This window comes from Pedococcus sp. P2_E2, from assembly GCF_056403955.1.
Map to the genome: position 1 here is coordinate 102217 of NZ_JBFUEM010000001.1, position 13566 is coordinate 115782.

Here is a 13566-nt window from a genome sequence, read left to right on the forward strand (position 1 = left end):
ACTACCGTTCGTCCGGAAAGGTGGTGGAGGCCCGGTGCAGGTGCGTCTGCTGATGGAACAGACCCGCTCGCGCGTGCCGGGCGGGACCGGCAGGTATGCCGCCGAGCTGGCTCGTGCGCTGGCCCTCGGCTGCGCTCCGGAGGACGAGCTGGTGGGCGTGTTCGCGACGGCCGGGCCCGTCCCCGACCACCTCCAGCGCCACGAGACGATCGGGATCCCGGCAAAAGGTCTCGCGCGCCTGTGGGAGCGCGGGGTCGGACCGCGCCTGCGCGGCGCTGGGGTCATCCACGCCCCCACCCTGCTCGTGCCGCCGACGGGCCGGTCCCATGCCCTGGTGGTGACCATCCACGACGTCGTGCCCTGGACCCATCCCGAGACGCTCACGGCCCGCGGGGTCGCCTTCCACCGGCGGATGGGCGCCCGGGCGGCCGCCGAGGCCGACGTCATCGTCACCCCGACGCAGGCCGTCGCCTCCAGGGTGGTCGAGCTGCTCGCGCCGACGGGTGAGGTGGTCGTGGTGCCCCTCGGGGTCACCCGCCTCGAGGGGGACGTGCAGCACGAGTCCGCTCCACCGGCCGACCCCGGGTACGTCCTGTTCGTCGGCACGGCCGAACCCCGCAAGGGGTTGGACGTGTTGCTCGCGGCGATGGCGCAGCCGGCCCTGGCCCAGGCCCGCCTCGTCGTGGTCGGCCCGCACGGATGGGGAGGCGTGGACGTCCCCTCGATGGCTGCCGGGCTGGGTGTGTCGGACCGTGTCCACGTGGCAGGCCGGGTGTCGGACGCGGACCTGCATCGCTGGTATGCCGGTGCGGCCGTGGTTGCCGTGCCGTCGCGCTCCGAGGGCTTCGGGCTGCCGGTCGTGGAGGCCATGGCGGCCGGGACCCCAGTGGTGACGAGCGACGATGCAGCCCTCGTGGAAGTGGGCGGTGGGGCCGCCGTCGTCGTCCCCGTCGGCGACTCGCAGGCCCTCGCGGAGGCCCTCGGGTCGGTGCTCGCCGACTCAGGGCTGGCCACTGGCCTCTCCGCGCGTGGACTGGAGCGCAGCCGGCTGTTCGAGTGGCACGAGGTAGGTTCGCGGATGTGGCAGATCTACGCAGGGGCGTTGTCCCGGAGGGGCGCGCGACCCGCGTGAAGGTGCTGATCGACGCCAGCGCCCTGCCCGCCCAGCGCGGGGGCGTGGGGCGTTACGTCGACGAGCTCATCGCGGGGCTCGCGTCGCTGGACGTCGAGGTGCTCGTGGCCTGCCAGCGCCGGGACGCCGCCTCCTACGAGCACCTGGTCGGTCGCCACCGGACCCTCGTCGTGCCGTCGTGGGCCCAGAGTCCTGCTGCCCGGCTGGTCTGGGAGCAGGTGGGTCTGCCCCTCCTCGTCGCACGCCACCGGCCGGACGTCGTCCACTCCCCCCACTACACGCTGCCGCTCTTCCTCGGTCGCGCCCGCCCGACGCGCGTGGTCACCCTCCACGACGCAACCTTCTTCAGCCACCCTGAGGTCCACGGACCGGTCAAGCGCAGGTTCTTCCGGGCATGGACACGGGCGGCGACCCGCCTGGCCGACGCAGTGGTGGTGCCCAGCGCGGCGACCGCCGACGAGGTCGTCGCGCACACTGGCGCCGACCGCAGTCGCCTGGTGGTGATCCCCCACGGCGTGGATCTCGAGACGTTCCGTCCGCCCACGACTGCCGAGATCGCGGAGGCGAGGGAGTGGCTGGGGCTCGGCTCCGCGGCATACATCGTCTTCCTCGGCACGATCGAGCCCAGGAAGAACGTCCCCGCGCTGGTTCGCGCCTATGTGCAGGCCTGCAGCGAGCGCCCGGAACCGCCCGTTCTCGTCCTCGCGGGGGCCGCCGGGTGGGAGACGACGCTCGATGGCGACCTGGCCGCGGTGCCGCCGCTGCTGCGCGTCCTGCGCACCGGTTTCGTCCCGGACGGGATGGTGCACGCCGTGCTCGGCGGGGCCGAGGTGATGGCCTATCCGAGCCTCGGTGAGGGCTTCGGGTTGCCGGTGCTGGAGGCCATGGCGGCGGGTGTCGCCGTGCTCACGACCCGCGAGCTGGCCCTCCCCGAAGTCGGGGGAGAGGCGGTGGCGTACGCCGCGTCGCCCGACTCGGACGACATCGCTGACGCGCTCACCCGACTCCTGGACGATCCCGACCTGCGGGCCGCAATGCGCACTGATGGGGCATCTCGGGCCCTACAGTTCTCGTGGGGTCGCGCGGCCGCGCGGCACCTCGAGGCCTATGGGACGGCCCGTTCTTCACGACTGGCGCGATAGCAGAGGGGGCGCTCGTGAACACGATGACCAAGGTTCGGCTGCTCGTGGTGACGTACTCACCGGGGGTCTTCCTGGACGAGCTGCTCGACTCGTTGGCCGAGGCGACGCAACACCCGGTGCCCGTCACCCTGATCGACAACGGGTCCACCGACGGCTCGCCGGAACGCGCCCGAGGCCGCAGTGGTGTCCAGCTCGTCAGCTCTGGCGGCAACCTCGGCTACGGCCGGGCTGCCAACCTCGGTGCCGAGGGCAGGGACGAGGAGTGGTTCATCATCGCCAACCCCGACGTGCGCTTCGAGCCGGAGTCGATCGACCGGTTGCTCGACGCCACGGAGCGCTGGCCCCGAGCAGGGGCGCTCGGGCCGGGCATCGTCACCGATGAAGGTCTGCTCTACCCGTCTGCTCGCCAGATCCCACGACTGCACAACGGGGTCGGTCACGCCCTCCTGGGCTGGGCCTGGCCCAACAACCCGTGGACGGCGCGCTACCGGCGCGAGCGTCACGACCCTGTCGAGGGCCGTGTGGGTTGGCTCTCCGGGGCTTGTCTCCTCCTGCGCCGCGAGGCGTTCGAGGCGGTCGGGGGATTCGACTCCGCGTACTTCATGTACTTCGAGGACGTCGACCTGTGCGAACGACTCGCCGAGGCGGGCTGGGACATCGTGTACGTGCCCGACTCGGTCGTGGTCCACCACGGCGGTCACGCGACCAACCGGGACCGCATGGGCATGTCCCGCGTTCACCACGCCAGCGCCTACCGCTACCTCGCCCGGCGGTACTCCTCCCCCCGCCAGCTACCCCTGCGGCTGATCATCCGACTGGGGCTGGCGCTACGCTACCTCGCGTCACGGCGGAGCAAGCGGGTGTTCCACGGCGCACCCCCCACCCGTCCGGCGGACTCGCTCCCAGACGTCGAACCCGCACTGATCGCAGAGCTCGATCACGGGACCCGGCCCGCCTCCACCACGTAGGAGAAATCGTGAAGGTCCTCGTCACCGGCGCCGCCGGGTTCATCGGCTCGAACTTCGTCATCAGGGCCCGCCAGGTCCGCCCCGACTGGCGGCTGACCGTCCTGGACTCGATGACGTATGCCGCGAACCTCACCTCGCTCGACCCCGTGGTCGGCGAGGTCGACGTGGTGAAGGGCTCGGTGACCGACGCCGACCTGGTGGACGAGCTGGTCGCCGCCCACGACCTCGTCATCCACTTCGCCGCCGACTCGCACAACGACAACTCCCTGGACGACCCGTGGCCGTTCATCGACACCAACATCATCGGCACCTACCAGCTCATCCAGGCGGTGCGTCGGCACGACAAGCGGATCCACCACATCTCCACCGACGAGGTCTACGGCGACCTCGAGCTCGACGACCCGGCCAAGTTCACCGAGACCACGCCACTCAACCCCTCGAGCCCCTACTCGGCGTCGAAGGCCAGTGCCGACCTGCTGGTCCGCGCCTGGATCCGCTCCTTCGGGCTCAAGGCGACCCTGTCGAACTGCTCGAACAACTACGGCCCGCGCCAGCACCCCGAGAAGTTCATCCCCCGGCAGATCACCGGGATCATCGACGGGGTGAAGCCCAAGCTCTACGGAGCCGGCGCCAACGTCCGCGACTGGATCCACGTCGACGACCACAACGACGCCGTGATCACCATCGTCGAGCAGGGCCGGCTCGGGGAGACCTACCTCATCGGGGCCGACGGCGAGATGAACAACAGGGACGTCGTGGCGCTGATCCTCGACCTCATGGGCAAGCCGGCCGACTGGTTCGACCACGTCCCGGACCGCCCGGGCCACGACCTGCGGTACGCGATCGACGCCACCAAGCTGCGGGCCGAGACCGACTGGCGGCCGGCCCACCCCGACGTCCGTTCGGGCCTCGAGGACACCATCGCCTGGTACCAGGAGAACCAGGACTGGTGGCGCACGGCCAAGGTCGTCGCCGAGGCGCGGTACGACCGGCTCGGCCGCTGATGACCCGCTGGCTGGTGACCGGCGCGGGCGGCATGCTCGGGCTCGACCTGCAGGTGACGCTGGCGCTCGCCGGGGTCCCGGACGATGACGTCACCGCGCTCACCCGGTCCGACCTGGACATCACCGACCCCGATGCCGTGCGTGATGCCGTACGGGGCCATGACGTCGTGGTGAACTGCGCGGCATACACGGCAGTTGACGACGCGGAAAGCCATGAAGGGCAAGCTTTTTCGGTCAACGCGGTGGGCGCGGCCAACGTCGCCGACGCGTGCCGAGCAGTCGGAGCACGCCTCGTCCACATCTCCACGGACTATGTGTTCGCCGGCGACGCGACCGAGCCGTATGCCGAGGACGCACCTCTGGAGCCGCTGTCCGCCTACGGGCGGACCAAGGCCGCAGGGGAGTGGGCGGTGCAGGCGCGGTGCCCCCAGGCGTGGATCGTCCGGACGGCCTGGTTGTACGGCGCCGGGGGCCCGAACTTCGTGAAGACCATGGCGAGGCTGGCCGACCGGCACGAGACCCTCGACGTCGTCGACGACCAGACCGGCCAGCCGACCTGGACGATGGACGTCGCCCAGGCGATCCTACGGCTCGTGGACGAGTCGGCGCCGTTCGGCGTGTGGCACGCCACCAGCCAGGGAGAGACGACCAAGTTCGGACTCACCCAGGAGATCTTCCGTGGGCTGGGGCTCGACCCGGAGAGGGTGCGGCCGACGTCCAGCGACGCGTTCCCGCTCCCCGCACCGCGTCCCACCTACAGCGTGCTGGGGCACGACTCCTGGCGGATGGCACGCCTCGCACCCCTGCCGCCCTGGCAGGAGAGCCTCGCCGCGTCCTTGGCCGACGTCGTCGCAGACGCGGTGGCCCAGGAGCCGAAGGCCTAACGGAGCCGGCGAGCGCGACCCAGAGCCCTCGGCAACGAGGCCAGCGCACGACCCCAGCGTCGACAGTGGAGCAGCACGAGTCGCCCGCGGCCCAGGTCCGCTGCCAGGTGCGATCCGACGAGGTACTCGGGCGACGGGAGGAGGGCGCGACGGAGCACCCCCGGGCGTTCGCGCCAGGGCGAACGCCGCAGCTCCACCAGCCACATCGTCGATCGCCCGAACCCCTGCTGACGCGCTCGCCAGTCCGCCACCCGTGCTGAGTACCGTGGGCCGTCCGTCGCGACGACCGCACCAACGTGCCCGAGGAACGAGTCTGCGGAGTCCGACGAACCCGTGGCGGCCGCCAGGTCTGCCAGCTCCGCGAGCAGGTCAGGCGGCCAGCCGGCCACGGTCGCCTCAAGGTGGGCCAGGTCCCGCTGGCTCGTCACCTTGCCCGGGTCTCGCAGCGCGTGGAGCGCGACGACCAGGGCCTGCCCCTGCGCCGAGGGGCTCGGCACCGAGCGCCCTGCGACGTCCACCGTGGTGCTGGTGCCCCACAACGCCTCGAACACCTCGGCCTCCGGCGCGAGGAACCCCGGGAAGGAGAAGTGCACGTCCAGGTCGCACGGCCAGTCCGGGTGGATGAAGTGCGCGGAGTGTTCGAACGCCAGGTCGGCCGCGCGACGCAGTCCCGTGGCCGCGATGCGTCGCTGCCACCCGGACCCTTCCAGGGCGGCGCAGAGGGCGACGAACCCGGCCCGGTCGGCGAGGACGTCCACGTCGGTGGAGGCTCGGTCGGGCCGGGCGCCCAGTGCAACGGCCGTGGGCCCCTTGATGAAGAGCACCCGGGCACCCACCTGGTCAGCCAGGCGCGCCACGAGGGCGTGCGCGAGCAGCACGCCCTCGGTCATCGACAGCGTGGACTCCGGCACCCCGTCAGTATGCGGCTGCCGCGGATCAGGGTGCCCCGTTTGAGCTCCCCCTCCGCCGTTCGTGCCACGGGACTCTCGCTAAGGTCGGTCCATGCTCGCCGTCTACGCTGCCCGCCAGTCCGCCGACGACCCGCTGTCCGGCCTCGAGGTCGGCGAGCGGCCCGACCCGCAGCCGCGCGAGGGGTGGACGACCGTCACGCTCCGGGCCGCCGGACTGAACCACCACGACGTCTGGTCGCTGCGCGGCGTCGGGCTGTCCGCGGACCGCCTCCCGATGATCCTCGGTTGCGATGGCGCCGGCATCGACGAGGAGGGCAACGAGGTCATCGTCCACGCGGTCGTGCCCAGCGACGGGTGGCGGGGCGACGAGACGCTCGACCCGCGCCGCACCCTCCTCTCCGAGCTGCACGACGGGACCCTCGCGGAGAAGGTCGCCGTCCCGACCTCGAACCTCGTCGCGAAGCCTGCGGACCTGCCGTGGACGCACGCCGCCTGCCTCTCGACGGCCTGGCTCACGGCATACCGGATGCTCTTCAGCAATGCGGGGCTCACGCCCGGTGCGACGGTCCTGGTCCAGGGAGCCGGCGGCGGGGTGGCCACTGCCCTGGTCCAGCTCGGTGCCGCGGCGGGTTACCGGATGTGGGTCACCAGCCGCGACCAGGAGAAGGGGCGGCTGGCGGTGGGGATCGGTGCGGACCGCGCCTTCGGGAACGGCGAACGGCTCCCCGACCGGGTCGACGCCGTCATGGAGACCGTCGGCGCCGCCACCTGGTCGCACTCCGTGAACTCGCTCAAGCCGGGCGGGACGATCGTCATCTCCGGCGCCACGTCAGGCGATGCCCCGAGCAAGGCCGAGCTGACCAAGATCTACTTCAAGCAGCTGCGGGTCGTCGGGTCGACCATGGGGACGCGCACCGAGCTCGAACGGCTCACGCAGCTCGTGGTGCAGCAGCGGATCGAGCCGGTGATCGACACGACCCTGCCGCTCGACCGGGCGCGGGAGGGCTTCGCCAAGATGGCGGCCGGCGACGTGTTCGGCAAGGTCGTGTTCACCGTCGGATCCTGACGGTGCACCTCCCTGAGAGGGGCCTGAGGCCGATTAGGGATCTGGCCGACACAGGCGTATCAAGGGGAGATGGAACAGTTCCCCTCTTCACCGGACGACATCATCGACTCGAGGTGGACACACAATCCAAAGGCGGTTGCCCCGGTCCCGCACGGTCACACCCGCCGCAACCCTCCGGGGCCCGACCTCGACGCCGAGATGCGGGCTGTCGTCAACCCGTGGCTCATCGGTGACCGCAGCGCGATCGAGACCCTGGCCCAGCTGCGCGCCCTGGCGGACCGGCACCTCTAGGACTCGTCAGCTCGGCGAGATCTGCAGCCAGTCGTACCAGCCGTTGTGCAGCACCAGCCACGCGATGAGGCCGTATCCCGCCTGTCCCGGGTGGTGGGCGATCCGGCTCGCCGCCAGGTCGCTCTGCCACTGCTCGTGACCGAGCAGGGGACGGAAACAGTCCACGAACGGCACCCCACGGCGGGCGCAGACATCGGCCTGCGCCTCCACGAGCACGTCGAGCTTGGCGTTGATCTCGGAGTCGTCCGTCGGCGTCGGGCTCGCCACGAACGTCCCGATACCTGCGCTCGCGGCGTCGTCGAGGATGTTGGCGAGGTTGAGGCGGTGGCGGGCCAGGGTCACGCCGGTGGCCGCGTCGTTGCCGCCGACCGAGACGACCAGCCGCTTCTCGGCGCGTCCCGCCCAGCGGGGCGCGCACTCCGCCTTCCAGCGGGCCAGCACGTCAGCCGTGGTGTCGCCCCGCACCCCCAGGTTGTAGGCCGTGAGCTCGAGGTCGGGGTGGTGCGTCCGGCCCGCCACGCGGGAGACCCAGCCCTGTCCCTTGGGGTCACCCACTCCGACGACGAGCGAGTCGCCGACGAAGACGAGCCCCACGTCACGGGGACCGTCGGAGGCAACCTGGAACTCGGCGCTCGGGGTGAAGGTGGGGTCGCTCACGCGTCAGTCCTCGTCGTCGTCGAGCCGGGCCAGCCAGGTGGCCAGGCGCTCGACGGGGGTCTCGAAATCGGGATTCAGGTCCACGAAGGTCCGCAGCTGGTCGGCCAGCCACTCGAAGGAGACCTCTTCTTCCCCTCGGCGAGCGACGAGCTCCTCGATGCCGCGATCCGTGAAGTACACGACTGCAAGGTTAACGGGGGTATGCCGCGTGGCTGAGCCAGCCACGCGGCATACCCGGCGCAGTGTGGCGCGGTTGTGCGCCGACGACCACGGTCGGCGACGCGGATCGGACGCCCTGCGGAGGATGCGCATGGCAGGGGACCGGCGCTGTGACCCTGGTCGTCCGCCCACGAGGCTGTGGACAGAGCCGGGGGCGGGCGTCGCGGTCGGGCCAGACTCGCAGCGTGAACGCAGTGGAGGCGCTGGGCCGACTGGGGGGCGCCGCCACCCGGGCCGAGGTCGTCGCGGCGAGTGACCGGCGGTCCTTCGAGAACGCCCTGCGTGCCGGGTTGGTCGAGCGGGTGGCCCGGGGCCGCTACGCCCTTCCGACGGCAACGAGTGCGCGGCGGATGGCAGTGCAGCTCCGAGGCACCTCCGTCCTGCTGAGCGCCGCGGCACACCATGGTTGGGCGCTCAAGTGGCAACCCCGGACACCTCAGATCGCGGTCGGGCGCGGTCGCAAGCTCACCGCGGACCAACGTGGGTCGGCGCAGGTGACGTGGGTGAACCTGCCTGGTGCCGACGTCGATGGACTGGTGACCGGGCCAGTGCGGACCGTGATCGACTGCGCGGCGCGGCTGCCGTTCGACGAGGGGCTCGCCGTCGCCGACTCCGCGCTGCGCGACGGCACGGTGACCAGGGCCGAGCTCGCTCGGGCAGTGGCGGCACTCGCCGCCCGCGGGCCTCGCCGCAAGGTGGCGCGGGTGGTGGAGCTGGCGGACCCCCGGGCAGCAAACCCGTTCGAGTCGGTGTTGAGGGCGATCGCGCTCGAGGTCCCCGGGCTCTCGGTCGTGCCGCAGGTCCGCATCGACCGCAACGGGCGCTGGGTGGGCCGGGTCGACCTTGCCGACGTGGGCCTCAAGATCGTGCTCGAGGCGCACAGCTTCGAGTTCCACGGGGAGGGCGAGCTGTTCGAGAAGGACTGCGTGCGGTACGACGAGCTGGTGGCCGACGGCTGGTTGGTGTTGCGGTTCCCTTGGGCGCGGGTGATGACCAGGCCGGCGTGGGTGGCGGAGATGATCGCGGCCGCCGTGGCTATCCGGCGCGAGGAGCTGGCCCTGCGCGAAGAACTGCGACGGGCTCGCCTGCGTGTGGCCGCGTGACCTCGTGGCAGGACGACCGTGGTCAGGGGCAGCTCGACGAGGGTGTGCTCAGGGCGGCGCCATCACGCGATCGGGGCACGGACCGTGGTCGTCCGCCCACGACCGCCAGGCCACAGACGCAGGTATGCCGCGTGGCTGGGCCAGCCACGCGGCATACCTGGTGGAGTCCGTGCGTGAGAACGCCTGGACTCTGGTGTTCTATCTCGCGAAGGCGGACGTGATGAGCTCGGACTGCTGCTCGGCGTGACGCTTGCTCGAGCCGGTGGCCGGTGAGGCCGAAGCCTTGCGCGAGACCACCCGCAGCAGGCGGGTCTCGCCGAGACCGGCGAGGGCCTGCGGCAGGTTGAGCGCGATGAACGGCCACGCGCCCTGGTTGTTGGGCTCGTCCTGCACCCAGAGCACGTCGGCAGCGGGGTACTTCGCGAGCTCGGCCGCGATCTCCTTGGCCGGCAACGGAGCCAGCTGCTCGACCCGCACGATGGCGGTGGTGGTGTCACCCGCCTTCTCACGGGCGGCCTCGAGGTCGTAGACGACCTTGCCGCTGGCGAGCAGGACGCGGGTGACGGCGGCGGTGTCGAACGACGCGCGGTCGGGAATCACCGGACGGAAGGTGCCGTCAGTGAAGTCGGCCGGCATGCTGCTCGCCGCCTTGAGCCGCAGCATCGACTTCGGGGTGAAGACGATGAGCGGACGACGCGGACGGGCATAGGCCTGTCGGCGCAGCAGGTGGAAGTAGCTCGCGGGCGTCGACGGGTAGGCCACCGTCATGTTGTCCTCAGCGCACATCTGCAGGAAGCGCTCGATGCGGGCGGAGGAGTGGTCGGGGCCCTGGCCCTCGTAGCCGTGGGGGAGCAGCAGCACGACGGACGAGCGCTGGCCCCACTTCTGCTCGGAGGACGAGATGAACTCGTCGATGATCGTCTGGGCGCCGTTGAGGAAGTCGCCGAACTGCGCCTCCCACAGGACGAGGGCGTCGGGACGCTCGACCGAGTAGCCGTACTCGAACCCCATCGCCGCGAACTCGGACAGCAGCGAGTCGTAGACCCAGAACCGCGCCTGACCCTCGCCGAGGTAGAGCAGCGGGGTCCACTCCTCGGCGGTGTTCTTGTCGATGAGGACCGCGTGCCGCTGGACGAAGGTGCCGCGCCGACTGTCCTGACCGGCGAGACGCACCGGGGTGCCCTCCATGAGCAGCGACCCGAAGGCCAGCAGCTCACCGGTCGCCCAGTCGATGCCACCGTCGCGGGTCGACTGCGCGCGCTTCTCCATGGCCTGGAGCAGCTTGGGGTGCACCGTGAAGCCCTGCGGCGGGTTCACGAAGGCGTCACCGATGTGGTGGAGCTGGTCCGCCGGGATGGCCGTCTGGTCGGCCGAGCGGGTGGCCTGGTCGGTGGCCTGCGCGGTCGGCGGCTCGAGGCCGGAGTGGCCCTCGGCGTCGGTGYCGGCGAGCGTGGCATCGGTGGAGTCGGCCGTGGCGGCCTCCTTGAGAGCGGCCTTGGTCTCGACGAACACCCTCTCGAGCTGCTGCTGGTAGTCGCGCAGCGCGGCCTCGGCCTCCTCCTGCCCGATGTCGCCGCGGCCGATGAGGGCCTCGGTGTAGAGCTTGCGGACCGAGCGCTTGGCCTCGATGAGGTTGTACATCAACGGCTGGGTCATCGAGGGGTCGTCTCCCTCGTTGTGACCGCGGCGGCGGTAGCACACCATGTCGATGACGACGTCCTTGTTGAACTCCTGCCGGAACTCGTAGGCGAGCTCGGCCACCCGGACGCAGGCCTCGGGGTCGTCGCCGTTCACGTGGAAGATCGGAGCCTGGATCATCCGGGCCACGTCGGTCGAGTACGTGCTCGACCGGGACGCGCTCGGCGACGTCGTGAAGCCGACCTGGTTGTTGATGACCACGTGGATGGTGCCGCCCGTGCGGTAGCCGCGCAGCTGGGACAGGTTGAGCGTCTCGGCGACCACCCCCTGCCCGGCGAACGCCGCGTCGCCGTGCAGCAGCAGCGGCAGCACCGTGAAGTCCTCACCGGCGAGGTCGAGCCGGTCCTGCTTGGCCCGGGTGATGCCCTCGAGGACCGGGTTGACGGCCTCGAGGTGGGAGGGGTTGGCGGCGAGGTAGACCTTGGTCTTGTTGCCGTCCTCGGCGACGAACTCGCCCTCGGTGCCCAGGTGGTACTTCACGTCGCCGGAGCCCTGGACGGACTTGGGGTCCTGCTTGCCCTCGAACTCGCGGAAGATCTGGCCGTAGGACTTGCCCGCGATGTTGGCGAGCACGTTGAGGCGCCCACGGTGCGGCATACCGATGCAGACCTCGTCCATGGCGTCCGCGGCAGCCCGGCACAGGATGCGGTCGAGCAGCGCGATGACCGACTCGCCGCCCTCGAGGCTGAACCGCTTCTGGCCGACGAACTTGGTCTGCAGGAACGTCTCGAACGCCTCGGCGGCGTTGAGCCGGCGCAGGATGCGCAGCTGCTCGTCGGGGCCCGGCTTCGCGTAGCCGACCTCGATCTTGTCCTGCAGCCAGCGGCGCTGCTCGGGGTCCTGGATGTGCATGTACTCCGTGCCGATGGTGCGGCAGTAGGAGTCCCGCAGGATGCCCAGGATCTTGCGCAGCCGCAGCATCGGCGCACCGCCGAAGCCGCCGGTGGCGAAGTCGCGCTCGAGGTCCCACAGCGTCAGGCCGTGGCTGGTGACGTCGAGGTCGGGGTGACGGCGCTGGCGGTACTCCAACGGGTCGGTGTCGGCCATCAGGTGGCCCCGCACGCGGTAGGCGTGGATGAGCTCCTGCACGCGTGCGGTCTTGTTGACGTCGTCGTCGTGGTGGGTCGAGATGTCCTGGACCCAGCGCACCGGCTCGTAGGGCAGCCGCAGGCTCTCGAAGATCTCGTCGTAGAAGCCGTTCTCGCCGAGCAGCAGCTGGTGCACGATCCGCAGGAAGTCGCCGGACTGCGCGCCCTGGATGATGCGGTGGTCGTAGGTGCTGGTCAGCGTGATGATCTTGGAGACGGCGTTGCGGTTGATGGTCTCCTGGCTCGCGCCCTGCCACTCGGCGGGGTACTCGAGCGCACCGACACCGATGATCGCTCCCTGACCGGCCATCAGGCGCGGGACCGAGTGGACGGTGCCGATGGTGCCGGGGTTGGTGAGGGTCAGCGTGGTGCCCTGGAAGTCCTCGACCGTGAGCTTGCTGCCCCGGGCCTTGCGGACGATGTCCTCGTAGGCGGTCCAGAAGTGCGCGAAGTCCATCGACTCGGCGGACTTGATGGAGGGGACCAGCAGCTGGCGCGTGCCGTCGGGCTTGGCCATGTCGATGGCGAGGCCGAGGTTGACGTGGCCCGGGACGACGAGCGCCGGCTTGCCGTTCTCCTCGGTGAACCCGTTGTTCATCTCGGGCATGTGGCCCAGCGCCTTGACCAGGGCGTAGCCGATGAGGTGGGTGAACGACACCTTGCCGCCACGCGAGCGCTGCAGGTGGTTGTTGATGACGACACGGTTGTCGATGAGCAGCTTGGCCGGCACCGCACGGACGCTCGTGGCCGTCGGGACCGTCAGCGAGGTCTCCATGTTGGTGACCGTGCGGGCGCTCGCGCCACGCAACGGCCTGACCTCGTCCTGGTTGGTCGCCTTGGTCGCCTTGGGGGCCTCCGGCTCGCGCGGCTTGGGCGCGTCCTTCGTCGTGTCGACGGTGGCGGGGGCTTCTGCCCGGGCCGCGGGGGCGCGTGCGGGAGCCGGCGCGGTGGGCGCGGGCGTGGACGCAGGAGCGGCGGCAGCGGCGGGAGCCTGGGCGGCGGGCGCAGCGGGCGCGGCGGGAGCCTGGGCAGCGGGCGCGGCGGGCGCGGTGGGAGCCTGGGCGGCGGGAGCTGCCGGAGCCGACGCCGGGGTCCCGTTGGGCCCGGATCCGTTCGCGGTGTCGTCGCCCGGCTGGTAGCCCGCACCGGGCTGGTAGTCCTCGAACAGGGACCACCACACCTTGTCGACGGAGTTCTTGTCGTTCTTGTACTGCTCATACAGCTCGTCCACGAGCCACTCGTTCGGCCCGAAGGCCGACATGGGGTCGTTGGTCGGGGACTGGTCGGGCACGGCGGATACGCCTCTTTCGTAGCGTCGACAATGACGGGCAATGGGTGTTCCCAGCCTAGCCCCGCCCGCCGTGCCGTGCGGAGGCGGGCAAGACTTTCCGAGAGGCTCGTCA

General features: G+C 71.0%; 12 protein-coding genes. 8 read left to right on the forward strand and 4 right to left on the reverse strand.

The features are described 5' to 3' along the window. The first annotated feature begins 52 nt into the window (after positions 1–52). From AC1DWR_RS00455 to rfbD, 5 genes are read left to right on the forward strand one after another with little or no spacing between them, the layout of a single operon-like run. On the forward strand, positions 53–1132 hold the full coding sequence (locus AC1DWR_RS00455) for a glycosyltransferase family 4 protein (RefSeq protein WP_477623269.1): 1080 nt from the start codon (positions 53–55) through the stop codon (positions 1130–1132). Continuing rightward, positions 1129–2274, forward strand: coding sequence for a glycosyltransferase family 4 protein (locus AC1DWR_RS00460; RefSeq protein ID WP_477623270.1), 1146 nt, complete (start codon positions 1129–1131; stop codon positions 2272–2274). The genes AC1DWR_RS00455 and AC1DWR_RS00460 overlap by 4 nt, the downstream gene beginning before the upstream one ends. A gap of 23 nt (positions 2275–2297) precedes the next feature. After that, complete coding sequence (locus tag AC1DWR_RS00465; protein ID WP_477623800.1) at positions 2298–3242, forward strand: glycosyltransferase family 2 protein; 945 nt, start codon at positions 2298–2300, stop codon at positions 3240–3242. A gap of 8 nt (positions 3243–3250) precedes the next feature. After that, on the forward strand, positions 3251–4246 hold the full coding sequence (gene rfbB / locus AC1DWR_RS00470) for a dTDP-glucose 4,6-dehydratase (RefSeq protein WP_477623271.1): 996 nt from the start codon (positions 3251–3253) through the stop codon (positions 4244–4246). Beyond that, positions 4246–5130, forward strand: a complete 885-nt coding sequence (rfbD, locus tag AC1DWR_RS00475; RefSeq protein WP_477623272.1) for a dTDP-4-dehydrorhamnose reductase — start codon at positions 4246–4248, stop codon at positions 5128–5130. The genes rfbB and rfbD overlap by 1 nt, the downstream gene beginning before the upstream one ends. Here the strand turns inward: rfbD and AC1DWR_RS00480 are convergent. Continuing rightward, positions 5127–6041 (reverse strand): nucleotidyltransferase family protein, encoded by a 915-nt coding sequence (locus tag AC1DWR_RS00480; protein WP_477623273.1) that lies wholly within the window; start codon positions 6039–6041, stop codon positions 5127–5129. The genes rfbD and AC1DWR_RS00480 overlap by 4 nt on opposite strands. A gap of 91 nt (positions 6042–6132) precedes the next feature. Here AC1DWR_RS00480 and AC1DWR_RS00485 point away from each other — a divergent pair, with 91 nt between their 5' ends. Continuing rightward, positions 6133–7107, forward strand: a complete 975-nt coding sequence (locus tag AC1DWR_RS00485) for a zinc-binding dehydrogenase (protein WP_477623274.1) — start codon at positions 6133–6135, stop codon at positions 7105–7107. A 69-nt stretch (positions 7108–7176) separates the two neighbouring features. Next, the gene (locus tag AC1DWR_RS00490; RefSeq protein WP_477615987.1) at positions 7177–7398 is read left to right on the forward strand and encodes a hypothetical protein; all 222 of its coding nucleotides are present in this window, start codon (positions 7177–7179) and stop codon (positions 7396–7398) included. A 6-nt stretch (positions 7399–7404) separates the two neighbouring features. Here the strand turns inward: AC1DWR_RS00490 and AC1DWR_RS00495 are convergent, their stop codons facing one another. Both AC1DWR_RS00495 and AC1DWR_RS00500 read right to left on the reverse strand, forming a co-directional pair. Beyond that, positions 7405–8055 carry a GDSL-type esterase/lipase family protein gene (locus tag AC1DWR_RS00495; protein WP_477623275.1) on the reverse strand — a complete coding sequence of 217 codons (651 nt, stop codon included), beginning with the start codon at positions 8053–8055 and terminating at the stop codon, positions 7405–7407. 3 nt (positions 8056–8058) lie between these two features. Continuing rightward, positions 8059–8235, reverse strand: a complete 177-nt coding sequence (locus AC1DWR_RS00500; protein ID WP_140741227.1) for a DUF6104 family protein — start codon at positions 8233–8235, stop codon at positions 8059–8061. 224 nt (positions 8236–8459) lie between these two features. Here AC1DWR_RS00500 and AC1DWR_RS00505 point away from each other — a divergent pair, with 224 nt between their 5' ends. Continuing rightward, the gene (locus tag AC1DWR_RS00505) at positions 8460–9377 is read left to right on the forward strand and encodes a type IV toxin-antitoxin system AbiEi family antitoxin domain-containing protein (RefSeq protein WP_477623276.1); all 918 of its coding nucleotides are present in this window, start codon (positions 8460–8462) and stop codon (positions 9375–9377) included. 198 nt (positions 9378–9575) lie between these two features. Here the strand turns inward: AC1DWR_RS00505 and AC1DWR_RS00510 are convergent, their stop codons facing one another. Then, a complete protein-coding gene (locus tag AC1DWR_RS00510) occupies positions 9576–13454 on the reverse strand; it encodes a multifunctional oxoglutarate decarboxylase/oxoglutarate dehydrogenase thiamine pyrophosphate-binding subunit/dihydrolipoyllysine-residue succinyltransferase subunit (RefSeq protein WP_477623277.1) in 3879 nt (1292 codons plus the stop codon). Positions 13455–13566: the final 112 nt, after the last annotated feature.